Annotated in this window: 14 protein-coding genes and 2 rRNA genes (1 of these 16 cut by a window edge); 14 read left to right on the top strand and 2 right to left on the bottom strand. The window is 62.4% G+C overall.

Features of this window, described 5'->3' with window-relative positions; genetic code table 11:
- The 8 genes from K8374_RS20630 to K8374_RS20595 form a co-directional block, all read left to right on the top strand.
- Positions 1–2,483: ribosomal RNA gene (locus K8374_RS20630) — 23S ribosomal RNA — on the top strand (it extends 409 nt beyond the left edge of the window).
- A 127-nt stretch (positions 2,484–2,610) separates the two neighbouring features.
- Positions 2,611–2,726, top strand: a 5S ribosomal RNA gene (gene rrf / locus K8374_RS20625).
- Positions 2,727–3,012: 286 nt separating this feature from the next.
- Positions 3,013–6,495, top strand: a complete 3,483-nt coding sequence (gene recC / locus K8374_RS20620) for an exodeoxyribonuclease V subunit gamma (RefSeq protein WP_224456994.1) — start codon at positions 3,013–3,015, stop codon at positions 6,493–6,495.
- Positions 6,492–10,169, top strand: a complete 3,678-nt coding sequence (gene recB, locus K8374_RS20615) for an exodeoxyribonuclease V subunit beta (protein ID WP_224456993.1) — start codon at positions 6,492–6,494, stop codon at positions 10,167–10,169. Before recC ends, recB begins: the two co-directional genes overlap by 4 nt.
- Positions 10,166–12,241 (top strand): exodeoxyribonuclease V subunit alpha, encoded by a 2,076-nt coding sequence (recD, locus tag K8374_RS20610; protein ID WP_224456992.1) that lies wholly within the window; start codon positions 10,166–10,168, stop codon positions 12,239–12,241. Before recB ends, recD begins: the two co-directional genes overlap by 4 nt.
- Positions 12,242–12,320: 79 nt before the next feature.
- Positions 12,321–12,890 carry a YfiR family protein gene (locus K8374_RS20605; RefSeq protein ID WP_224456991.1) on the top strand — a complete coding sequence of 190 codons (570 nt, stop codon included), beginning with the start codon at positions 12,321–12,323 and terminating at the stop codon, positions 12,888–12,890.
- Entirely contained in the window at positions 12,887–14,158 is a 1,272-nt protein-coding gene (locus tag K8374_RS20600) for a diguanylate cyclase domain-containing protein (RefSeq protein ID WP_224456990.1), read from the top strand. The genes K8374_RS20605 and K8374_RS20600 overlap by 4 nt, the downstream gene beginning before the upstream one ends.
- 3 nt (positions 14,159–14,161) lie before the next feature.
- Positions 14,162–14,659, top strand: coding sequence for an OmpA family protein (locus tag K8374_RS20595; RefSeq protein ID WP_224456989.1), 498 nt, complete (start codon positions 14,162–14,164; stop codon positions 14,657–14,659).
- 132 nt (positions 14,660–14,791) lie between these two features.
- Here K8374_RS20595 and K8374_RS20590 read toward each other — a convergent pair whose 3' ends face one another.
- Positions 14,792–15,736, bottom strand: a complete 945-nt coding sequence (locus K8374_RS20590; RefSeq protein WP_224456988.1) for a LysR family transcriptional regulator — start codon at positions 15,734–15,736, stop codon at positions 14,792–14,794.
- 118 nt (positions 15,737–15,854) lie between these two features.
- Here K8374_RS20590 and K8374_RS20585 point away from each other — a divergent pair, with 118 nt between their 5' ends.
- From K8374_RS20585 to K8374_RS20560, 6 genes are all read left to right on the top strand, one after another.
- On the top strand, positions 15,855–17,381 hold the full coding sequence (locus tag K8374_RS20585) for a CoA-acylating methylmalonate-semialdehyde dehydrogenase (protein ID WP_224456987.1): 1,527 nt from the start codon (positions 15,855–15,857) through the stop codon (positions 17,379–17,381).
- Positions 17,382–17,391: 10 nt separating this feature from the next.
- Positions 17,392–18,279, top strand: coding sequence for a 3-hydroxyisobutyrate dehydrogenase (gene mmsB, locus K8374_RS20580; protein WP_224456986.1), 888 nt, complete (start codon positions 17,392–17,394; stop codon positions 18,277–18,279).
- 430 nt (positions 18,280–18,709) lie between these two features.
- Positions 18,710–19,261 carry a fimbrial protein gene (locus K8374_RS20575; RefSeq protein ID WP_224456985.1) on the top strand — a complete coding sequence of 184 codons (552 nt, stop codon included), beginning with the start codon at positions 18,710–18,712 and terminating at the stop codon, positions 19,259–19,261.
- Between the two features lie 60 nt (positions 19,262–19,321).
- Positions 19,322–20,068, top strand: a complete 747-nt coding sequence (locus K8374_RS20570) for a fimbria/pilus periplasmic chaperone (protein ID WP_224456984.1) — start codon at positions 19,322–19,324, stop codon at positions 20,066–20,068.
- A 40-nt stretch (positions 20,069–20,108) separates the two neighbouring features.
- Complete coding sequence (locus K8374_RS20565; protein ID WP_224456983.1) at positions 20,109–22,706, top strand: fimbria/pilus outer membrane usher protein; 2,598 nt, start codon at positions 20,109–20,111, stop codon at positions 22,704–22,706.
- A 2-nt stretch (positions 22,707–22,708) separates the two neighbouring features.
- Positions 22,709–23,791, top strand: a complete 1,083-nt coding sequence (locus tag K8374_RS20560) for a fimbrial protein (protein WP_224456982.1) — start codon at positions 22,709–22,711, stop codon at positions 23,789–23,791.
- A gap of 66 nt (positions 23,792–23,857) precedes the next feature.
- On the opposite strand, the gene K8374_RS20555 is transcribed toward K8374_RS20560, so the two are convergent.
- Entirely contained in the window at positions 23,858–24,202 is a 345-nt protein-coding gene (locus K8374_RS20555) for a cupin domain-containing protein (protein WP_084858471.1), read from the bottom strand.
- Between the last annotated feature and the right edge of the window lie 53 nt (positions 24,203–24,255).

Raw genomic sequence — 24,255 nt, 5'->3', positions numbered from 1 at the left:
CCAAGGCTAAATACTACTGACTGACCGATAGTGAACCAGTACCGTGAGGGAAAGGCGAAAAGAACCCCGGAGAGGGGAGTGAAATAGAACCTGAAACCGTATGCGTACAAGCAGTGGGAGCCTACTTTGTTAGGTGACTGCGTACCTTTTGTATAATGGGTCAGCGACTTATATTCAGTGGCGAGCTTAACCGAATAGGGGAGGCGTAGCGAAAGCGAGTCTTAATAGGGCGCTTAGTCGCTGGGTATAGACCCGAAACCGGGCGATCTATCCATGGGCAGGTTGAAGGTTAGGTAACACTGACTGGAGGACCGAACCGACTACCGTTGAAAAGTTAGCGGATGACCTGTGGATCGGAGTGAAAGGCTAATCAAGCTCGGAGATAGCTGGTTCTCCTCGAAAGCTATTTAGGTAGCGCCTCATGTATCACTCCAGGGGGTAGAGCACTGTTTCGGCTAGGGGGTCATCCCGACTTACCAAACCGATGCAAACTCCGAATACCTGGAAGTGCCGAGCATGGGAGACACACGGCGGGTGCTAACGTCCGTCGTGAAAAGGGAAACAACCCAGACCGTCAGCTAAGGTCCCAAAGTCATGGTTAAGTGGGAAACGATGTGGGAAGGCTTAGACAGCTAGGAGGTTGGCTTAGAAGCAGCCATCCTTTAAAGAAAGCGTAATAGCTCACTAGTCGAGTCGGCCTGCGCGGAAGATGTAACGGGGCTCAAACCATGCACCGAAGCTACGGGTATCACCTCAGGGTGATGCGGTAGAGGAGCGTTCTGTAAGCCTGTGAAGGTGAGTTGAGAAGCTTGCTGGAGGTATCAGAAGTGCGAATGCTGACATGAGTAACGACAATGCGAGTGAAAAACTCGCACGCCGAAAGACCAAGGTTTCCTGCGCAACGTTAATCGACGCAGGGTTAGTCGGTCCCTAAGGCGAGGCTGAAAAGCGTAGTCGATGGAAAACAGGTTAATATTCCTGTACTTCCAGTTATTGCGATGGAGGGACGGAGAAGGCTAGGCCAGCTTGGCGTTGGTTGTCCAAGTTTAAGGTGGTAGGCTGAAATCTTAGGCAAATCCGGGATTTCAAGGCCGAGAGCTGATGACGAGTTGCCTTAAGGCGACGAAGTGGTTGATGCCATGCTTCCAAGAAAAGCTCCTAAGCTTCAGATAACTGGGAACCGTACCCCAAACCGACACAGGTGGTCGGGTAGAGAATACCAAGGCGCTTGAGAGAACTCGGGTGAAGGAACTAGGCAAAATGGCACCGTAACTTCGGGAGAAGGTGCGCCGGCGAGGGTGAAGGACTTGCTCCGTAAGCCCATGCCGGTCGAAGATACCAGGCCGCTGCGACTGTTTATTAAAAACACAGCACTCTGCAAACACGAAAGTGGACGTATAGGGTGTGACGCCTGCCCGGTGCCGGAAGGTTAATTGATGGGGTTAGCGCAAGCGAAGCTCTTGATCGAAGCCCCGGTAAACGGCGGCCGTAACTATAACGGTCCTAAGGTAGCGAAATTCCTTGTCGGGTAAGTTCCGACCTGCACGAATGGCGTAACGATGGCGGCGCTGTCTCCACCCGAGACTCAGTGAAATTGAAATCGCTGTGAAGATGCAGTGTATCCGCGGCTAGACGGAAAGACCCCGTGAACCTTTACTATAGCTTTGCACTGGACTTTGAGCTTGCTTGTGTAGGATAGGTGGGAGGCTTTGAAGTGGGGACGCCAGTTCTCATGGAGCCATCCTTGAAATACCACCCTGGCAACCTTGAGGTTCTAACTCAGGTCCGTGATCCGGATCGAGGACAGTGTATGGTGGGTAGTTTGACTGGGGCGGTCTCCTCCCAAAGAGTAACGGAGGAGTACGAAGGTGCGCTCAGACCGGTCGGAAATCGGTCGCAGAGTATAAAGGCAAAAGCGCGCTTGACTGCGAGACCCACACGTCGAGCAGGTACGAAAGTAGGTCTTAGTGATCCGGTGGTTCTGTATGGAAGGGCCATCGCTCAACGGATAAAAGGTACTCCGGGGATAACAGGCTGATACCGCCCAAGAGTTCATATCGACGGCGGTGTTTGGCACCTCGATGTCGGCTCATCACATCCTGGGGCTGAAGCCGGTCCCAAGGGTATGGCTGTTCGCCATTTAAAGTGGTACGCGAGCTGGGTTTAGAACGTCGTGAGACAGTTCGGTCCCTATCTGCCGTGGACGTTTGAGATTTGAGAGGGGCTGCTCCTAGTACGAGAGGACCGGAGTGGACGAACCTCTGGTGTTCCGGTTGTCACGCCAGTGGCATTGCCGGGTAGCTATGTTCGGAAGAGATAACCGCTGAAAGCATCTAAGCGGGAAACTTGCCTCAAGATGAGATCTCACTGGGATCTTGAATCCCCTGAAGGGCCGTCGAAGACTACGACGTTGATAGGTCGGGTGTGTAAGCGCTGTGAGGCGTTGAGCTAACCGATACTAATTGCCCGTGAGGCTTGACCATATAACACCCAAGCAATTTGCTGTTGCGAATTGCGGTGGTGAAGACGAACGAACCGAAAGTTTGCATCACAAATTCACATATCCGAATTGGCTGGCATGTCCATCTGGACGTTCTGGCAACAGAATTTCTTGACGACCATAGAGCATTGGAACCACCTGATCCCATCCCGAACTCAGCAGTGAAACGATGCATCGCCGATGGTAGTGTGGGGCTTCCCCATGTGAGAGTAGGTCATCGTCAAGATTCATTTCGCAAAACCCCTATCTGCGTGAGCAGGTAGGGGTTTTGTCTTTCCGCTCTCCGAAAGACGCGCGCCTCGCCCTGTAGGAGCGGCCTTGTGCCGCGAATCGGTCGCGCAGCGACCGCCAACCCTGCCATCCCGATCGTCTAGGCACACCGCGCTGCCTGGATCTACGGCCGCTGCGCACCCGGTTCGCGGCACAAGGCCGCTCCTACGGGGGGCGCACCGGGCCATGCCCTACGTGATATCGTTCCCCCTCAGCCTCCAGCGCCTGCCAGAGACCTTCCGATGCTCAATACCTCTCACCTCCACCCCGGCTTCATGATCGTCCATGGTAATCGCCTGGACGACCTGCGCAGTCTGGTCGTGAGCTGGATGCGTCGTTACCCCCTGGCGCCGCTGGAAAACGAGATCGCCCTGGTGCAGAGCAACGGCATCGCGCAATGGCTCAAGCTTGCCCTGGCCGAGGACCCGCAGGATGACGACCAAGGCGGCTGCGGCATCGCCGCCGCGATCGACGTGCAACTGCCGGGCAGCTTCATGTGGCAGCTCTACCGCCGGGTGCTGGGTCGCGACGAAATCCCTGAAGTCTCGCTGCTGGACAAGGCGCCGCTGACCTGGCGCCTGATGCGTCTGTTGCCTGCCTTGATCGAACGGGTGCATTTCGAGCCCCTGCGGCGCTTCCTGACCGACGACAGCGACCTGCGCAAGCGCTACCAGCTGGCTGAGCGCCTGGCCGACCTGTTCGACCAATACCAGGTCTACCGCGCCGATTGGCTCAAGGAGTGGGCTGCAGGGGGCCATGTACTCAACAGCGCCCGGGGCGAGCGCAAGCCCCTGGCCGCCGGCAATCGCTGGCAGGCCGAACTGTGGCGAGCACTGCTGGAGGACGTAGGCGAGCAGGGCATGGCCCAGAGCCGCGCCGGCGTACACCAGCGCTTCATCGAGCGTATAAATCAACTCGAACATGCCCCTGCCGGCCTGCCGAAACGAGTGATCGTCTTCGGTATCTCGTCTCTCCCGGCCCAGGCGCTGGAAGCCTTGGCTGGCCTGGCGCGCTTCAGCCAGGTGTTGTTGTGCGTGCACAACCCCTGTCGCCATCACTGGGCCGATATCGTGGCGGACAAGGACCTGCTCAGGCACCAGTACAAGCGCCAGCAGCGCAAGCAAGGCATGCCCCTGGACCTGGACGACGAGTCTCTGCACCAGCACGCCCACCCTCTGCTGGCCGCCTGGGGCAAGCAGGGCCGCGACTACATCAACTTGCTTGACAGCTACGACGACCCTGGCAGCTACCGCGGCGTATTCAGCGATGGCCGCATCGACCTGTTCCAAGAGGCGACGCCCGACAACCTGCTGCGCCAGTTGCAAGACGATATCCTCGAATTGCGCCCCTTGGCCGAAACCCGCGAGCTGTGGCCGGCAGTCGACCCCGCCAAGGACCGCTCCGTGCGCTTCCATGTGGCCCACAGCCCGCAGCGAGAAGTGGAGATCCTCCACGACCAACTGCTCGCCCGCTTCAGTGCCGACCCCACGCTGCGCCCACGGGATGTCATCGTCATGCTCCCGGCAATCGATGATTACGCACCGCACATCCGTGCCGTCTTCGGCCAGTTGGAGCGCAACGACCCGCGTTACATCCCGTTCACCCTCACCGACCAAGGCCAGCGCGGTCGCGAGCCGTTGCTGATCGCCCTGGAGCATCTGCTCAAGCTGCCCGAAAGCCGCTTCGCCGTGAGCGAAGTGCTCGACCTGCTGGATGTGCCTGCCGTGCGCGCCCGCTTCGCCATCCAGGAAAGCGACCTGCCCACCCTGCACCGCTGGATCGAGGGCGCGGGGATCCGTTGGGGCCTGAGCGCCGAACAGCGGGCGACCCTGGGCTTGCCCGAAGGCCTGGAACAGAACAGCTGGCGGTTTGGCCTACGACGTATGCTGCTCGGTTACGCCGTGGGTGTCGGCGAAGGCTGCGACGGTATCGAGCCCTATGACGAAATCGGAGGCCTCGACGCCGCGCTGATCGGCCCATTGGTGGCCTTGCTCGATGCGCTCGACGTGGCTTGCCAGGCTCTTTCGCAGCCTGCCGCCGCAACCGAGTGGGGCGAGCGTCTGCAAGCGCTGCTGCGGGTATTCTTCCTGGCTGAGGACGAGCACGACGAGTTCCTGCTGATGCAACTGCAGGACTTGCGTGACACCTGGCTCGCCACCTGCGAAACCGTCGGCCTGCAAGACCCGCTACCGCTCACCGTGGTGCGCGAGGCTTGGCTCTCGGGCCTGGACCAGGGCAAGTTGTCCCAGCGTTTCCTGGCAGGGTCGGTGAACTTCTGCACCCTCATGCCCATGCGCGCCATCCCCTTCCGGGTGGTGTGCCTGCTGGGCATGAACGACGGCGACTACCCTCGCGCCCAACCGCCACTGGACTTCGACCTGATGGCCAGCGACTACCGCCCAGGCGACCGTTCTCGACGCGAAGACGACCGCTACCTCTTGCTCGAAGCCCTGCTCTCGGCACGTGACCAGCTGTATATCAGTTGGGTCGGGCGCAGCATTCGCGATAACAGCGAGCGCCCCGCATCGGTATTGATCGGCCAGCTACGCGACCACTTCGCCGCAGGCTGGACGCTGGCTGGTGCCAAATCTGGGGGCCTCGAAAACCCTGGCGAGCAGCTGCTGCATGCCCTGACCCAGGAACACCCGCTGCAGCCTTTCAGCCCACGTTACTTCCAGAAGGGCAGCGCACTGTTCAGCTATGCCCACGAATGGCAGGTCGTGCACCAGACAATGGAGCCGACCTCGGCCAGCGACGATCCGCTGCCGTCCTACAAGGATGAAGAGGCGCTGAGCCTTACCCTCCTGCAGGACTTCCTCCGCCACCCCGTGCGGCATTTCTTCAGCCAGCGGCTGAAGGTGTTCTTCGAGGCCTTGGAAACACCGACACCAGATGAAGAACCCTTCGTCCTCGATGCCCTGCAACGCTACAGCCTCAGCGAAGCCCTGCTAGGTGCGGCGCTGGCCGACCCGGACAATGCCGAGCAAGCGCTGCAAGGCCAGGCGCGACGTTTACAGGCCTGCGGGCTGCTACCTTTAGCCGGTTTTGGCGAGATGCTCCAAGCCGAGCTGATTCAGCCCTTGCCTGACCTGCTGCAGCGCCACCGATACTTGCTCCAGCGCTGGCCTGACGTGGTGGAGGGTGCCCTGCCGATCCACTTCGAAAGGGGCGAGCAGCGCCTGGAAGGCTGGTTGGGCCGGGTCTACCAAGCCCAGGACCAGAGCCTGCTGAGCATCGCCACCGTGCCCAACACCTTGGGCGCAGGGCGCAACAGCGTCAAATGGCACCGGCTGGTGCCCACCTGGGTCATGCACCTGGCCGCCTGTGCCGCCGGCTACCCCTTGCACAGCGCGATGGTCGCCAGCGACCGGACCCTGCTGCTCGACCCGCTGCCCCAGGCCCAGGCCGCGGAGCTGCTGGCCGACCTTTTGATCGCCCGCCAGGCTGGGATGAACGCACCCTTGCCCGTGGCCGCCAAGACCGCCTTCGCCTGGCTGGAGCAAAGCGACCCGGCCAAGGCTCTGGCTGCCGCAGAACGAGCCTATGAAGGCGATGGCCAGAATACCTTCGGCGAGCGCAGCGAAAGCCTGGCCTTGGCCCGCCAGTTCCGCGACTTTGCCGCGCTCTGCGCCGACGAGACCTTCGAAGGTTGGTGCGAAACCCTGTACCGCCCACTGTTCGCTGCGCCCTGGCAAACCCTGGGCGCCCCGGAGACTGCCGCATGACCCAGGCCCGCCCCTTGGCATTGAGCTTTCCGCTGCACGGCAGCCAGCTGATCGAAGCCAGCGCCGGCACCGGCAAGACCTTCACCATTTCGGCGCTGTACCTGCGCCTGATTCTCGGCCACGGTGGCGAGCAGGGGTTCGGCCGCGAGCTGCTCCCGCCGCAGATCCTCGTGGTGACCTTCACCGACGCCGCCACCAAGGAGCTGCGCGAGCGTATTCGCGCACGGCTGGCCGAGGCCGCGCGTTTCTTCCGCGGTGAACTGACCGAGGCCGACCCACTGCTGCATCTGCTGCGCGGCGACTATCCCGCCGAGCACTGGCCCCGTTGCGCCAGCCGGCTGGAGGTCGCGGTGCAGTGGATGGACGAGGCGGCGGTGTCGACCATCCATGGTTGGTGCCAACGCATGCTTCGCGAGCATGCCTTCGACAGCGGCAGCCTGTTCACCCAGAGCCTGGAGACCGACCACAGCGACCTGTTGGGCGAGGTCATGCGCGATTATTGGCGGCGCTTCTGCTACGGCATGCAGGGCGAAGCCCTGGCCTGGGTGCGCAGCCAATGGGGCAGCCCGGACGCCTTGCTGCCACGGCTCCGCCCGCTGTTCGGCCGAGTGCGCGGCGTGCAGGACGACGAGCAGCCCGAAGCTCTTATCGAGGCCACCCTGCGCGAACGCGCCGCGCAGCTCTGCCAGCTCAAGGCCCCCTGGGGGCAATGGGCCGACGAACTGCACCAGATCTGCCGCGACGCGGTGGCCGCTAAGTTGGCGGACGGCCGTAAGCTACAAGCGCGGTACTTCGATCCCTGGTTCGACAAGCTGCGGGCCTGGGCCGGCGACGATCAAGTCCTGGAACTGGACCTGGGTACCGGCTTCACCCGCCTGACCCCAGCCGGTATGGCCGAGGCCTGGAAGTCCGGCACCCCGCCTGACCACCCCGCGTTGCTGGCCATGGAGAACTTGCGCGAACAACTGCAAGCGCTGCCCAGCCCCGATGCCCGTCTGCTCGAGCATGCCGCTGCCTGGGTATCGGCACGTTTCGAAGTGGAAAAACGCCGGCGCGCCGAGATGGGCTTCGACGATATGCTGCTGCGCTTGGAGCATGCCCTGGCCAGCGGGTCCGGCGAGCGCCTGGCCGGCCTGATCCGGGAGCAGTTCCCCGTGGCCCTGATCGACGAGTTCCAGGACACCGACCCGGTCCAGTACGGCATCTTCGAACGCATCTACCGGATCAGCGAAAACCGCCGGGAAACCGGCCTGTTCATGATCGGCGACCCCAAACAGGCGATCTACGCCTTCCGCGGCGCCGACATCTTCACCTACCTGGCTGCCCGCCGTGCCACCAGCGGCCGGCTGCACAGCCTGGACACCAACTACCGCTCCAGCCAGGCCATGGTGGCCGCGGTCAACCGCGTGTTCCTTCAGGCCGAAGCCCGCTGCGAGGGGCGAGGGGCCTTCTTGTTCCGTGAGGCCGACGACAACCCACTGCCCTTCGTCGAGGTCCGCGCCAAGGGCCGCGGCGAGCAGCTGCTGGTCGACGGTCAACCCTGCGCCGCTTTGCAGTGCTGGCAGCTGCAGAGTGAAGAGCCGGTCTCCAACACCCTCTACCGCCAACAGCTCGCCGCCAGTTGCGCCAGTCACATCGTCAGGTTGCTCAATGGCGGCCAGCAAGGCGTGACCGGTTTTCGTGATGCCCAAGGCTCGCTGCGAGCGTGCCAGCCATCGGACATCGCCATCCTGGTGCGTGATGGCCGCGAAGCCCAACTGGTTCGTGCCGAACTGGCCGCCCGCGATGTACGCAGCGTGTACCTCTCGGACAAGGACTCGGTGTTCGCCGCCCAGGAGGCCCATGACCTGCTGGTCTGGCTCAAGGCCTGTGCCGAGCCTGATTCCGAGCGCCTGCTCAAGGGCGCCTTGGCCAGCCTGACCCTCGAGCTGCCCCTGGCCGAACTGGAGCGCCTGAACCAGGACGAGCGGGTCTGGGAAGCCTGGGTCATGCGTTTCCGCCTGTACCGCGACACCTGGCAGCGCCAGGGTGTGCTGCCCATGCTGCGCCGCCTGCTGCACGACTTCCAGCTGCCGCGCACGCTCATGGGTCGCAGCGATGGCGAGCGGGTGCTGACCAACCTGCTGCACCTGGCCGAGCTGTTGCAACAGGCCGCCAGCGAGCTCGATGGCGAGCAGGCGTTGATCCGTCACCTGGCCGAACACCTGGCCAACGCCGGCCAGGCGGGCGAAGAGCAGATCCTGCGCCTGGAAAGCGACGAGCAGTTAGTCAAGGTGGTGACCATCCACAAGTCCAAGGGCCTGGAATACCCCCTGGTCTATCTGCCCTTCATCTGCACCGCCAAACCGGTGGACGGCCAGCGCCTGCCCCTGACCTGGCACGACAGCCAAGGCCAGGCCCACCTGACCCTGGCGCCGAGCGACGAGCAGGTTGCCCGTGCCGACGACGAGCGCCTGGCCGAAGATTTGCGCCTGCTCTACGTCGCCCTGACCCGTGCCCAGTACGCCTGCTGGCTGGGCGTCGCCGACCTCAAGCGCGGCAGCCAGAAGACCTCCCAGTTGCACAGGTCGGCCCTGGGCTATCTGCTGGGCGGTGGCGTGCCGTTGGCTGCGTCGGGCCAACTGGCCGACTGGCTGCAGGCCTTGCAGGCAGGCAGCCGCGACATCGCCTGCCTCGGCCTGCCTGAGCCGAGCGAGCACGTCTATCACGCCCCGCGCGATACACGCGAGCTGCTGCCAGCGCGCAAGCCGCGTCGGGCTGCCGCCGAACACTGGTGGATCGCCTCCTACAGCGCCCTACGCGTGGGCGACCAGACCCTCGGTGCCGACAGCTCTCAAGCCCAGCAATTGCTGGACGATGAGCAGGTCGACACCCAGCTGTTGCGCGAAGTCCCAGCCGAAGGCGGTGACATCCACCGCTTCCCCCGCGGCCCGAACCCAGGCACCTTCCTTCACGGCCTGCTCGAATGGGCTGGCCGGGAAGGCTTCGCCGAGGTCAGCGCCCAGCCCGAACTGATCAGGCGTACCGTCGGCGAGCGCTGCAACCGCCGCGACTGGACCGGCTGGATCCCGACCCTGGAACACTGGCTCGGCCAACTGCTCACCGAGCCGTTGCCTTTGCAACCCCAAGGCCCGACCCTGACCCTCGCACACCTGCATCAATACCAGATCGAAATGGAATTCTGGTTCGCCAGCCATCAGGTGGATGCCGTGCGCCTGGACCAGTTGGTGGTGCGACATACCCACGGCAACGCTGCACGTCCGGCGGCGCTGCCCACCGTGCTCAACGGCATGTTCAAAGGTTTCATCGACCTGGCGTTCGAGCTGGACGGTCGCTACTACGTGGCTGACTACAAATCCAACTGGTTGGGCCCCGACGCCCAGGCCTACAATGCCCTGGCCATGGAGCAAGCGATCCTCGAGCACCGCTACGACCTGCAATACGTGCTCTACCTGCTGGCCTTGCATCGTCAGTTGCGCGCGCGCCTGCCCGACTACGACTACGACCGCCATGTTGGCGGCGCGGTGTTCATCTTCCTGCGCGGCGTCGGCAGCGCTGGCCACGGCCTGTATTTCGCCAAGCCGCCGCGTGCCCTGATCGAACAACTCGATGTGCTGTTCCGGGGCGCCCACGAACCCGAACAGCAAGACCTGTTTGCCGGAGCCGCGCCATGAGCCGACGCCTCGATGACCTGTTGCCCACGCCTCTGAACACTGAACAGCTGGTGGCCCTGGCGCCCCTGCGCGAAAGCCGCGACCTGCTGGTGCTGCTCGACCGCTGGGTCGAGCGCGACTGGCTTCGGGCGTTGGACCGCGCGTTCGTCCATTTCCTCGAGGAGCGGGCCCCGGGCAGTGACCCCTTGCTGCTGTTGGCGGCGGCCCTGGCCAGCCACCAGCTTGGCCACGGTCACGTCTGCCTCGATCTGGAGCAAACCCTGGCCGAGCCGGATTTCGCCCTGTCGTTGCCCCCGGAGGGTGATGCTCTGGCCGGGCCTTTGCTGCTGCCCTCGCAGTTGCTCGCCGGCCTGGCCCTGGATACCTGGCTGCAACACATCGCCGCCAGCCCCCTGGTGGCGGCCGGGGACGCTCCCGGGCACGGCGCGAGGCCCTTGGTGCTCAGTGGCCGGCGCCTCTACCTGCGTCGTTATTGGAGCTATGAGCGGCGTATCGACCAGGCCTTGCGCCAGCGCCTGACCCAGGACGAGCATATTCCGGCCGACCTTCCCGCGCGCCTCGAGCAATTGTTCGCAGGTGGCGCCCCGGCTGGTCAGGTCGACTGGCAGAAGCTCGCCTGCGCCCTGGCCACCCGCGCAGCCTTCAGCATCATCACTGGCGGCCCAGGTACCGGCAAGACCACCACCGTGGTGCGTCTGCTGGCCTTGCTCCAGGCCCCGGCGGTGGAGCAGGGCCGCCCGCTGCGCATTCGCCTGGCGGCCCCGACCGGCAAGGCTGCCGCGCGCCTCACCGAGTCCATCGGCCAGCAGGTCGAGCGCCTGCAGGTCGGCAGCGAGGTGCGCGGGCACATCCCCACCGAGGTCAGCACTGTCCACCGCCTGCTGGGCAGCCGCCCCGGCTCGCGGCACTTTCGCCACCATGCCGGCAACCCGTTGCCGCTGGACGTACTGGTGGTCGATGAGGCCTCGATGATCGACCTGGAAATGATGGCCAATCTGCTCGACGCTTTGCCGCCCCGGGCTCGCCTGGTATTGCTGGGCGACAAGGACCAGCTGGCCTCGGTGGAAGCCGGTGCGGTGCTCGGTGACCTGTGCCGCGATGCCGAAGAAGGGTGCTACTCCCCGGCGACCCAGGCCTGGCTGGAGCAGGTGGGCGGCCAGTCGCTCGAAGGCAGTGGCCTTGCGCCGGGCGATGCGCAGCGCAACCCTCTGGCGCAACAGGTGGTGATGCTGCGGTTTTCCCGACGTTTCGGCGAAGGCAGCGGCATTGGCCAGCTCGCACGCCTGGTCAACCGCCAGCAGGCCCAGCAGGCACGTGACCTGCTGACCCTGCCGCCGGCCGATGTGTTCGGCCTGGCCCTGCGCGGTGAACACGACCGCGCCTTCGACCGCCTGTTGCTCGACGGCCTGGGGCGCGGCGACGACGGCCCCCAGGGTTACCGCAGCTACCTGCGCGCCATCGGCCGTCATCGCCCGGCGCCTGGCACGCCCGCCGCCGATCCGCGCTGGGAACACTGGGCCAGCAAGGTGCTGCACAGCTTCGAAGACTTCCAGTTGCTCTGCGCGGTGCGCAAGGGCCCCTGGGGTGTCCAGGGCCTGAACGAGCGCGTGGCGCGAGTGTTGGGCAACGCCGGGCTGATCGACAGTCAGCAGCCCTGGTATGAAGGTCGCCCGGTGCTGGTGACCCGCAACGACTACAGCCTGGGCCTGATGAACGGCGATATCGGCATTGCCCTGCGCCTGCCCGACGACCTGGGCGAGCCCGTGCTGCGCGTGGCCTTCCCGCGCAACGACGGTAGCGGCGGCGTGCGCTTTGTCCTGCCAAGCCGGCTCAACGAGGTGGAAACGGTATTTGCCATGACCGTGCACAAGTCCCAGGGCTCGGAGTTCAGCCATACGGCGCTGGTCTTGCCCGATTCGCTCAATCCGGTGTTGACCAAGGAACTGGTCTATACCGGTATCACCCGGGCCAAGCACTGTTTCAGCCTGATCGAGCCGCGCGCCGGGGTGTTCGAAGAGGCGGTAGCGCGCAAGGTGCGCAGGATTTCCGGGTTGATGCTGGAAAAAGTGTGACGTATCGCACGTTCCTGAGGCCAAAAGCATTGTGCTATCGTTGCGCTAATTTCTTAAGGGATTTTGAGAGATTTCCTACATGGTGGCTGCCTCATCCTGGGGGCGCGTGTTGGGCCATGCGCTTTCGCTGGCGTTAGCCGCCCTGTTGCTGTTCGCTGGCCTTGCTCAGGCAGAGCCGGCCAGCGCTGCCCAGGCTCAACAACGGGCCAAGGCCGTGACCCAGGTGGTACTGGGCATCCTCAGCTATGCCCGCTGGCCGGCCAACCCCGTGCCGCTGCGCTTGTGCCTGGTGGGCCCTACCGAATACGCCGATGACCTGATCAAGGGCAATGTGCAGACTTCCGGCCAATCGCTGGAGGTACGCCGTCTGCTGGCCGACGACGCACGCATCGCCAATGCCTGCGATGCCGTTTACATCGGCAAGTTGGACAGCGGGGAGCGCGAGCGGTTGTTCCAGGCCATCAATGGCCACCCAGTCCTGAGCATCAGCGAGGCCGATGACCCCTGCAGGGTCGGCAGCCTGTTCTGCCTGCGTGTCAGCGATCACCAAGTGGCCTTCGAAGTGAACCTCGACTCAGTGGCGCGTAGCGGCGTGCGTATCCACCCCAGCGTGCTGCAGCTGTCGCGGCGCCGGGCGGTGCAGCCATGAAGCTCGCTGCCAAGCGTAGTACCCGCCCGACCCTGCGCTCGGTGCTGGGCCGTGGGCATTTGAGCGTAGCGCTGTTGGCGGTAGGCCTGGCGGGTATTTCCCTGACCCTGCTCGGTGTGCTTGCCTTGCGCGTGTATGCCAACCACAACCTGCACCTGATCGCCCGCTCGATCAACTACACCGTCGAAGCCGCCGTGGTGTTCAACGACGGCCCGGCCGCCAAGGAGGCCCTGGCGCTGATCGCGGCCACCGAGGAAGTGGCCGATGCGAAGGTGTTCAACCGCGACGGTGAGCAACTGGCCCACTGGCACCGCGACGACGACGGCATGTTCGCCCAACTGGAAGCCGAAGTGGCCCGTGCGCTGCTGGATGAGCCGATCAACCTGCCGGTGGTGCACCAGCAGCGTCAGGTGGGCCATATCGAACTGGTGGGGCAGGGCGGCAACCTGCTGCGCTTCCTGTTCAGCGGCCTGGCCGGGATCCTGTTCTGTACCTTGCTCAGCGCGGTGCTGGCCATCTACCTGTCGCGCCGGCTGTTCGGCGATATCGTCGGCCCGCTGCGCAGCCTGGCCAGCGTGGCCCACGCCGCCCGCCGCGAGCGCAGCTTCGACCGGCGCGTACCCGAGGCGCAGATCGCCGAGCTCAACGAACTGGGAAACGACTTCAACGCCCTGCTCGACGAGTTGGAGGCCTGGCACAGCCACCTGCAGAGCGAAAACGAGAACCTCGCCCACCAGGCCAGCCACGACAGCCTCACCGGCCTGCCCAACCGCGCCTTCTTCGAAGGGCGCCTGAGCCGCACCCTGCGCAACGCCGCGCGGCAGCACGAGCACCTGGGGCTGCTGTTCCTCGACAGCGATCACTTCAAACAGATCAACGACAGCCTCGGCCATGCCGTGGGCGACGAAGTGCTGGTGAGCATCGCCAAGCGCATTCGCGCCCAGCTGCGTGAACACGACCTGGTGGCGCGCCTGGGCGGCGACGAATTCGCTGTGCTGCTGGCCCCGCTGCACGCGCGGGACGACGCCCAGCGCATTGCCGAAAAGATTGTCGAGAGCATGAAGCTGCCGATCCAGCTGGACGGTGGCAAGCAGATCACCACTTCGATGAGTGTTGGCATCGCCTACTACCCGGACGACGGCGACGACCCGGCCGGGTTGCTCAACGCCGCCGACGTGGCGATGTACCAGGCCAAGCGCGTGCGCCGTGGCCATTGGCAAGTGGCGCAGACGGACCGCTGCGCCACTGACGTTGATAACAGGAGCTGAACCGTGATCCACCGTTCCCACGCGTTGCGTTTTCCTTTGCTGGCCGTGCTGCTGGCGTTGCTGGCCCTGGGCGGCTGCCAGAGTGTGCCCCAGGGCCTTACTCCCGAACAGATCGCTACCCTCAAGCGCGAAGGCTTTGCCCCGACCGACGAGGGATGGGCCTATGACCTTTCCGGCAAGGTGCTGTTCGGCAGTGACCTGGACAGCCTGAACAGCCAGAGCCGGGCGATCGTCGAGCGCATCGGCAAGGCCTTGCTGGCGGTGGATATCCAACGGGTACGGGTCGATGGCCATGCCGATGCCTCGGGCAAGGAGGCCTACAACCGGCAGTTGTCCGAACGCCGTGCGCAGAGCGTGGCGCGGGCCCTGATCGGCATCGGCATGCAGCCGCAGAACATCCGCACCGTCGGCTTGGGCAGCAGCCAGCCGGTGGCTGACAACCGCACCAGCGCGGGGCGTACCGAAAACCGCCGGGTGTCGATTGTGGTGGCGTCCTATTGAAAGGGCAGTGCCCGCATGGCAAGGGCAGCGCCCTTGATCGCGGGACAAGCCCGCTCCTACAGGTACGGTGGTGTCTCTGAAACAGCGTAGGGCAGCTGGGAGCCGGCTTGCCGGCAGCAGCCCAGCTCGGCCTCAGGCGAAGCGCATGTCCCGCGTCTGCCCCATCAGCAACGGCGCGTTCGCTTCGGTCACATCGCGAATGTAGTCCCACAGCAGGGTGATGCGCTTCAACTTGCGCAGGTCCTCCCGGCAGTACATCCAGAATTGCCGGGTAATCTCCACCTCCTGCGGCAACAGGTTGACCAACCGTGCATCCTGCGCCGCCAGGAAGCACGGCAGGATCGCCAGCCCACGCCCCTGCAATGCCGCCGTGTACTGGGCGATCACGCTGGTGCTGCGCAGGTGCGCATTGGCGTTGGGGATCAGATTGGCCAGGTACAGCAGCTCCGAGCTGAAGGCCAGGTCATCGACATAACTGATGAACCGGTGGTTCACCAGGTCGGCTGCCGTGCGGATCGGTTCGTGGTTGTCCAGGTACTCTTGGGTGGCATACAGCCGCAGGCGGTAGTCGCATAGCTTGCAACACACGTAGGGCCCATGCTCGGGCCGCTCCAGGGCGATGACGATGTCCGCCTCGCGTTTGGACAGGCTGATGAAATGCGGCAGCGGCAGGATGTCCACCGAGATCGCCGGGTAGGCATCGACGAAATGGCTCAGTTGCGGCGTGACGAAAAAGCTACCGAACCCCTCCGTACAGCCCATGCGCACATGCCCTGACAACGCCACGCCCGAGCCGGACACCTGCTCGCAGGCCATGTGCAGCGTGCTTTCGATCGACTCGGCATAGCCCAGCAGGCGCTGGCCCTCGGTGGTCAGGACGAAGCCGTTGGTCCGTGATTTCTCGAACAGCAGCGTGCCCAGGGCGCCTTCCAGCGAGCTGATGCGCCGCGACACCGTGGTGTAGTCCACCGCCAGGCGCTTGGCCGCGCTGCTGGCCTTGCGGGTGCGCGCCACTTCCAGAAAGAACTTCAAGTCGTCCCAGTTCAGCGAACTCAGGGAGGTGAGGTCTTTTTGCATGATGATCCGGTTTTTTTGTGCGTTCTTGTTGGATGTTTGCACATCTATACTCGAAAAAAGCCCCACGGCGCCACCCGCTGGCGATCTCGTTCCGACAATAATTCCAAGGAGAGCGCAGATGAACGCACCCCATACCCCAGACCAGGCCAAGGTCGAGCAGGTCAAGCTGCTGATCGACGGCCAGTGGGTCGAGTCCAAGACCACCGAGTGGCGCGACATCGTCAACCCGGCCACCCAACAGGTGCTGGCGCGGGTTCCGTTCGCCACCGTCGATGAAGTCGATGCCGCCGTGGCCGCTGCCCAACGAGCCTTCACCACCTGGCGCGACACCCCCATCGGCGCGCGCATGCGCATCATGCTCAAGCTGCAGGCGCTGATCCGCGAACACACCAAGCGCATCGCCCAGACCCTCAGCGCCGAACAGGGCAAGACCCTGGCCGACGCCGAAGGCGACATTTTCCGTGGCCTGGAGGTGGTCGAGCACGCTGCCTCCATCGGTACCCTGCAAATGGGCGAGTTCGCCGAAAACGTCGCCGGTGGCGTGGACACCTACACCCTGCGCCAGCCCATCGGTGTGTGCGCCGGCATCACCCCGTTCAACTTCCCGGCGATGATCCCGCTGTGGATGTTCCCCATGGCCATCGTCTGCGGCAACACCTTCGTACTCAAGCCGTCCGAACAAGACCCGCTGTCGACCATGATGCTGGTGGAGCTGGCCCTGGAAGCCGGCGTGCCGGCCGGTGTGCTCAACGTGGTGCATGGCGGCAAGCAGGTGGTGGACGCCATCTGCACGCACAAAGACATCAAGGCGATTTCCTTCGTCGGCTCCACCGAAGTGGGCACCCACGTCTACAACCTCGGTAGCCAGCACGGCAAGCGCGTGCAATCGATGATGGGCGCCAAGAACCATGCCGTGGTGCTGCCCGACGCCAACCGCACCCAAACCATCAACGCCTTGGTCGGTGCCGCCTTCGGTGCGGCCGGCCAGCGCTGCATGGCCACCTCGGTGGCGGTGCTGGTGGGCAAGGCCCGCGAATGGCTGCCGGACATCAAGGCCGCGGCCAGCAAACTCAAGGTCAATGCCGGCTGCGAACCGGGCACCGATGTTGGCCCGGTGGTCTCCAAGCGTGCCAAGGAGCGTGTGCTGGGCCTGATCGAAAGCGGCATCAAGGAAGGCGCCAAGCTCGAGCTGGACGGCCGCGACGTCAAGGTACCGGGCTACGAGCAGGGCAACTTCGTCGGCCCCACCCTGTTCTCCGGCGTGCGCACCGACATGCAGATCTACACCCAGGAAATCTTCGGGCCGGTGTTGGTTACCCTGGAAGTCGACACCCTCGACGAAGCCATCGCCCTGGTCAACGCCAACCCGTTCGGCAACGGCACCGGCCTGTTCACCCAGAGCGGCGCGGCGGCGCGCAAGTTCCAGAGCGAGATCGACATCGGCCAGGTCGGCATCAACATCCCGATTCCGGTACCGGTACCGTTCTTCAGCTTCACCGGCTCGCGCGGCTCCAAGCTCGGCGACCTGGGCCCCTACGGCAAGCAGGTGGTGCAGTTCTACACTCAGACCAAGACCGTCACCGCCCGCTGGTTCGACGACGACAGCGTCAACGACGGTGTGAACACCACCATCAGCCTGCGCTAAGGAGTTCGTCATGCGTATCGCATTCATCGGCCTGGGCAACATGGGCGCGCCCATGGCCCGCAACCTGATCAAGGCCGGGCACCAGCTGAACCTGTTCGACCTGAACAAGGCCGTGCTGGCCGAGCTCGCCGAACTGGGCGGGCAGGTCAGCGCCTCGCCCAAGGACGCCGCAGCCGCCAGCGACCTGGTGATCACCATGCTGCCGGCGGCAGCCCATGTGCGCAGCGTCTACCTGAACGACGACGGTGTACTGGCCGGCATTCGCCCCGGCACGCCGACCGTCGATTGCAGCACCATCGACCCACAGACCGCCCGCGATGTGTCCAAGGCCGCGGCGGCCAAGGGCGTGGACATGGGCGACGCACCGGTGTCCGGCGGCACCGGCGGCGCGGCGGCCGGCACCCTGACCTTCATGGTCGGTGCCAGCGCCGAACTGTTCGCCACCTTGAAGCCTGTGCTCGAGCAGATGGGCCGCAACATCGTGCACTGCGGTGAAGTCGGCACGGGGCAGATCGCCAAGATCTGCAACAACTTGCTGTTGGGCATTTCCATGATCGGCGTGTCCGAGGCCATGGCCCTGGGCAATGCACTGGGCATCGACACCAAGGTGCTGGCCGGCATCATCAACAGCTCCACCGGGCGCTGCTGGAGTTCCGATACCTACAACCCCTGGCCGGGCATCATCGAGACCGCCCCGGCGTCGCGGGGCTACACCGGCGGTTTTGGCGCCGAGCTGATGCTCAAGGATTTGGGGCTGGCCACCGAGGCTGCGCGGGTCGCGCACCAGCCGGTGATCCTGGGCGCTGTCGCCCAGCAGCTGTACCAGGCCATGAGCCTGCGCGGTGAAGGCGGCAAGGACTTCTCGGCGATCGTAGAGAGCTATCGCAAAAAGGATTGACGCGTGAGGTGAGTTTTATCGCGGGCCAGGTGGCTTTCCCCATGTAACTGCGCACCTTGGGGAGGGGCATCTGCCCCGCGATGTTTTTGTCTGTTCGTGTGAAGTCCCTCGAGCCTGGCCAGCTACCTGGAGCCATCCAACCCGGATCCGTCTTTGCTAGCGAATCGATATCGTGCTTCCTACCCCATAGTTTTCAATAAAAATCAATAAGATAGGTCCGTCATGAGTAAGCGCTCAATGGCATTGATTGCTTAAAGGTGCTGAAGAGCCGTAGGATAAAATGTTGGATCCAAAGATGTTGTCGTAAATTCCTACATGTTTGTAGGAATAAGGCTGTAGGGAAAATCCTTGAAATCGCTCAGAGTACTCGCGCCGTAAAGCATATTTGTTTATGTATTTGCGGTGTGAGCCACTTAACTGAGTAGAGATAATGAGTAAAAAATCGCTTCTTCTCGCTGCGCTGTTCGTAGGCGCTACACAAACTGCCAACGCGAGTGATGGGACAATTTCGTTTACCGGTAACATACTTGATAACACCTGTACGGTTACTATTGGCTCCGGTGCCAGCGCCGATGCGACCGTTACGCTGCCAGATATTTCCCTTCAGGCATTGGGGACAGGAAATACGGGCGGTGCTATTGGCTTTGTCATGAATCTGTCTTCCTGTACCGGCACAACAAAAAATTCGGTTGCAGCGTTTTTTGAAGATGGTCCAAACGTTGACTATAGCACTGGGCGCTTGGTAAATACGGCCACCACTGATGCCAGCAATGTGGAATTGGAGCTGTTCGATATGAATAGCGATAAGGTAATCAAGGTCGGCGATCTGGCGAGCCAGATTGCCGACAATCACTTTGCTACTTACGCCGCCTCCCCAGGGACCGCTACCCTTCGTTATGGCGTCCGTTATCATGCCCCAGGCGTGACTGTGACCAAGGGCGCAGTTACAAGTTCCGTGACCTATTCGCTCATGTATAAGTGAGACGGAAATCCCAATCTACGGCCATCGACACCGGACGTAGATTGGGGTATGGAGAGGTAAATGGCAACTTCAAAACATAGAAGCCTTATTCTTCTGGCTCTGTCTGCTTCGCTGTTAAGTTTTCAAGCCTTCGCCGGGGTGGTCATTACCGGCACGCGTGTCATATACCCCAGCGCGCAAAAAGAAGTCACCGTGAAAATGAACAATGACGGTAGCCGTCCGGTATTGATGCAGGCCTGGGTCGACAGCGGTAACCCGAAAACCAAGCCGTCCGAGTCGAGGGCCCCCTTCGTGTTGTCGCCACCGGTAGCACGCATCGACCCTGGCAAGGGACAGAGTCTACGCATGATGTTCACCGGTGCATCGCCCTTGGCGGCGGACAAGGAATCGATATTCTGGCTTAACGTGCTTGAAATTCCGCCAACGCCGGAAAATGTCAAAGACAAGAACCTGTTGCACATGGCCTTCCGCACACGAATCAAGGTCTTCTATCGGCCTTCGGGCTTGCAGGGCGCCCCAAGCCAAGCGATCAGTCAGTTGCAATGGCAGGTCGTGCCTGAGGGCAAGGGGTATGCGTTACAGGCGTACAACCCCAGTGCCTACCACGTGTCCTTGGCCAATGCGGCTCTGGTCGTGGGCGGACAGCGCCATGCGGGCAGCGAGGTCGATATGGTTGGCCCGGGGCAAACCCGGCAGTTCGCCTTGCCTTCGCTCGATGCGCGTCCAGTCAGCGGTGCCCGAGTCGAGTACAGCGCCATCAATGACTACGGCGCCCATGTCCAGGAGTTCAAGCCGCTCGAGGGTTAGCCCTTGAACGACCTGTAGCAGCACGTATCGCGAGAAACCTATGTTCATCATCCATCGCTTGGGGCTGTGCCCACAGGCACGGCAGCGCTTTGCCTTGCGCCCGTTGACGGTATTGGTGCTCAACGCCCTGGCCGGCATCTGCATGCTCGATTCGGCAAAGGCAGAAATTATCCAGTTCAACAGCGCATTGCTGCCCGATGGTCCAGGCAGCCTCGATCTATCGGCTTACCAGTACGGCAACCCGGTGCTGCCTGGCCAATACCGGGCCGACATCCTCATCAACGGCAAGTTGGCCAGCCGCCAGGATATCCTGATCCGGGCCAATGGTGACGGCAGCGATGCCGTGGTGTGCTTTGGCCGTGGATTGTTGGAGTTGATCGGTGTGGACCTTGCCAAATTGTCGCCGCAGGTCATCGCGCGCCTGGACACTGGCGAAACTTGCCTGGACCTGAGCGAAGTAGTGGAGGGTGCCAGTGCCGTGTTCTCGCCCTCCAGCCAGCAACTGGACATTACCATTGCGCAGATTGCGCTGCGCCGCGATGCCCGAGGCTACGTCAGCCCCGATCTGTGGGACAGCGGTGTTACCGCAGGTTTCTTGAGCTACAACTTAAATGCCACGCGCAACCGTACTAACGTAGGCACCTATGACTCGGCCTACCTGGGGCTGTATGCTGGGTTGAACCTCGGCCAATGGCGGTTGCGCCACAACGGCTCGTCGAGCTGGCAGAAGACCCAAGGCCAAAACTACCAAGCCATCAACACCTACGCCCAGCGTGACATCACACCGCTCAAGAGCCAACTGACCGTGGGCGAGGCCAATACCAGCGGCGAGATCTTCGACTCGCTCGCCTATACAGGCGTCCAGCTGGCCAGCGACGAGCGCATGCTGCCGGACTCCCAGCGTGGCTATGCACCGGTGATCCGCGGCATTGCCCGCACTGGCGCCCGCGTTTCGGTGCGTCAGGCCGGCAACTTGTTGTATGAGACCACCGTACCGCCGGGCGCTTTCGAAATCGACGACCTGTATGGCACCGGTTATGGCGGCGACCTCGAGGTGACCGTCTACGAGGCCGACGGTACCGAAGAGACCTTTAGCGTGCCCTATGCCGCAGGCGCGCAGTTACTGCGTGAAGGCACCTCGCGCTTCAGCGTGACGCTTGGTCAGACACGTCTCGACAGTACGGCCTTCGGCGAAGCCAAGTTGATGGAGGGTACCTATCAACGCGGTTTGAGTAACTTCTTCACCGGCTACGGGGGCGCCCAGGCCAGTGAGGGGTATTACTCGGTGCTGGCGGGTTTGGCCATGAACATGCCGGTTGGCGCACTGGCGTTCGACCTCACCCAGGCCGAAACTCGCCTTGCCGGCGGCACTGCCAAAGGCCACAGCGCCCGTGTGACCTACAGCAAGAACATTGTCCGTACAGGCAGCAACTTCGCCCTGGCGGCCATGCGTTTTTCCACCCAGGACTACCTGGACTTCAACAATGCGGTGCAGTTGTTGGGCGCCGAGCACGCCGGCTTGGACACCCGCGGCTACAGCCGTCCGCGCAGCCGGATTTCGGCGACCCTCAACCAGAGCCTGGGCGACTGGGGTTATGTCGGGGTCAGCGGTATTACTCAGAACTACTGGAACCAGGCCGGTAGCGACGTGCAGTACCAACTCAGCTACAACAATCGATGGGGCTCGGTGGGCTACAGCCTGAGCCTGAACCGTAGCCGAGCTACAGAGCCCCAAGGGCAAGGCAAGATGCAGAATAGCCTGATGCTCAATGTGAGCATGCCCTTGGCATTTGGTGGCTCCAGCCGCCCACGACTTTCTGCCAGGATAATGCGCGACGCTGCGGGCAATGTGAACGAGCAAGCGACCATCAGTGGTAGCGCTGGTGCGGATAACCAGTACAATTACGGTTTGACGATGGATCGCAGTGGTTCCACTGGCCAGGCCAGCACCACGGTCAATGGCACCTACAACGGCTCGAAGGCCATGCTAAATGCCTCACTCAGCCGTGGGGCGAACTACGATAGCTTTTCGCTCAGCGCCAACGGTTCGGTAGTCGCGCACCCAAAGGGCATCACGCTAAGCCCCCATCGGGGTGACACCATGGCGGTGATCAGCGCGCCTGGCGCCGCTGGCGCCAAGGTGGCCGGATACTCGACGCTCAGGCTCGATGGCAATGGCAACGCGGTGGTGCCTTACTTGCGCCCCTACGCGTTGAATGAGGTGGGCATCGACCCGATGGGCGCATCCTTCGATGTGGAGTTCACCGAAACCAGCCAGCAAGTGGCGCCTCGCGCCGGAGCGGTGGTGGCACTGGAGTACGGGGTGAAGAGCGGCCAGGCGATGCTGCTCAACGTCACCCTGGAAGACGGCGATACGCTGCCCTTCGGCGCGAGTGTGGTAGACGATCGCGGCGTGTCGGTAGGTGTGGTGGGGCAAGGTGGCCAGTTGTATGCCCGTTTGAAAGAAAATGTACGTCGCCTGAGGATCAGCTGGGGTTCGCAACTGGACCAACAGTGCTCCTTGCCGTTGCCTGCGCTCAAGAACGATAGACAGCAACTTCACCGCCTGGATGTGGTGTGTTCGGCTGGGAAACCCGATAGCCGCGTTGCGTCTAATGGGCGCGTTGAGAGGACGTGAGAATGAATATGAAATCTATGCTCAAGGTCCTTGCCTTGGGTATGTTTGGCTTGCTGATGACGATGAAGGCGAAAGCGGACTGTTCCCCGTTCAGTGGTACGCCTCAAGATATAACAATGCCTTTCGTTGTGGCTGACCTGACATTTGGAAAAGACAGCGCGGTGGGTGAGGTGATTTATAGGCAGCAATTTGATACGGATGCACAACTAGAATGTATATCTGACTACGGTCGTGTCTTTTACTCGGTGAGCGGCAGCGTCATCGGCGGCAAGCCGGTTCCTGGTCATACTGGATATTATGAGACCGGTATCCCTGGGGTTGGAATTGGGTTTGAAGTCTATGGCGGGTTGATGGCCGGTGTTTGGGGCGCGTTACCTGGTACACATGGTGCGGTCAAGCTGTGTGGGAATCACGGTGAGCATTGTGGATATACAATTAGACCGAGGCTCGGGGTCACGCTAAAGAAGACGGGGGAAATAGTTTCGGGGACTGTGGACTTGGCTACGCTGCCTGCTGTAACCCTCTTTTTGGATAAGGCGCGTGTGCTTGACCTTAAAATGACGGGAAGTCTAGCAGTCTCATCCAGAACGTGTCGTGCGGCTTCCAATGTCGACGTCGACATGGGGACAGTCTCGAATGTGTTCAGAGGAAAGGGCAGTGTCTCGACGTGGAAGGATTTTAATATTACCCTTACCGATTGCCCGGCATTTCATGGGTATTATAAGCTCTATGGAAATCAATGGTATGACGACGGCAGTTCTACCGTTCGTGTGCCTGACATGAACGCATTAAAGATTTTCGTCGAGCCGACCGTTTCTGCGGTTGATGTGAATACAGGTATCCTCGCGTTGGATAAAAGCGCCCCTGGCGATGAGCCGGAAGCCCAAGGGGTCGGGCTGCAGATTGGCAGCCGTACAGGGGGGAACTTCAGGCTTAATAGCCCAGAAGATACCGGCGTAACGCTAACGAATGTCGACGGCGCCTCCTATACGATTCCACTCAAAGCACGCTATATACAGACAGCGGATTCGATAACGTCGGGACCTGGCAATGCTTCGGCAATCTTCACTGTGCAATATTATTGAGGTCGCTCGCGCTTCCCAGGGCGCTTGCGCGGCCTGGGAACATACAGGAATGCCAGGGCGAGACGATCAGGCGAACACGAAGTACTTGCGCACGGTCTCGACCACTTCCCAGGTGCCCTTCAGGCCCGGTTCGATGATGAACACATCACCCGCTTTCAGGTGCTTGGGCTCTTCACCTTCCGGGGTGATGATCACGTAGCCTTCGAGGAAGTGGCAGAACTCCCACTTCTCGTAGTTGATCTCGAACTTGCCCGGGGTGCAGATCCAGGTGCCCATGATCTTGCTGCCGTCGGCAGACAGGTAGGCGTTCAGGTTGACCGTCTGCGGGTCGCCGCCGATGCGCTTCCACGGGGTGGCGTTCAGGGCCGGGATCGGGCAGGTTTCACGCAGGACGGTGATGAAATCGGACATGGCAGGCTCCAGGTAAGTGACTGAATGACACGCCACCATAGGGCCTGCGCCCG

Origin of the sequence: Pseudomonas sp. p1(2021b), from assembly GCF_020151015.1 — a bacterium.
In the GTDB taxonomy this organism is placed as follows: domain Bacteria; phylum Pseudomonadota; class Gammaproteobacteria; order Pseudomonadales; family Pseudomonadaceae; genus Aquipseudomonas; species Aquipseudomonas putida_K.
The sequence above is the reverse complement of the archived record's forward strand: the minus strand, read 5'-3'. Positions and strand labels throughout refer to the sequence as shown.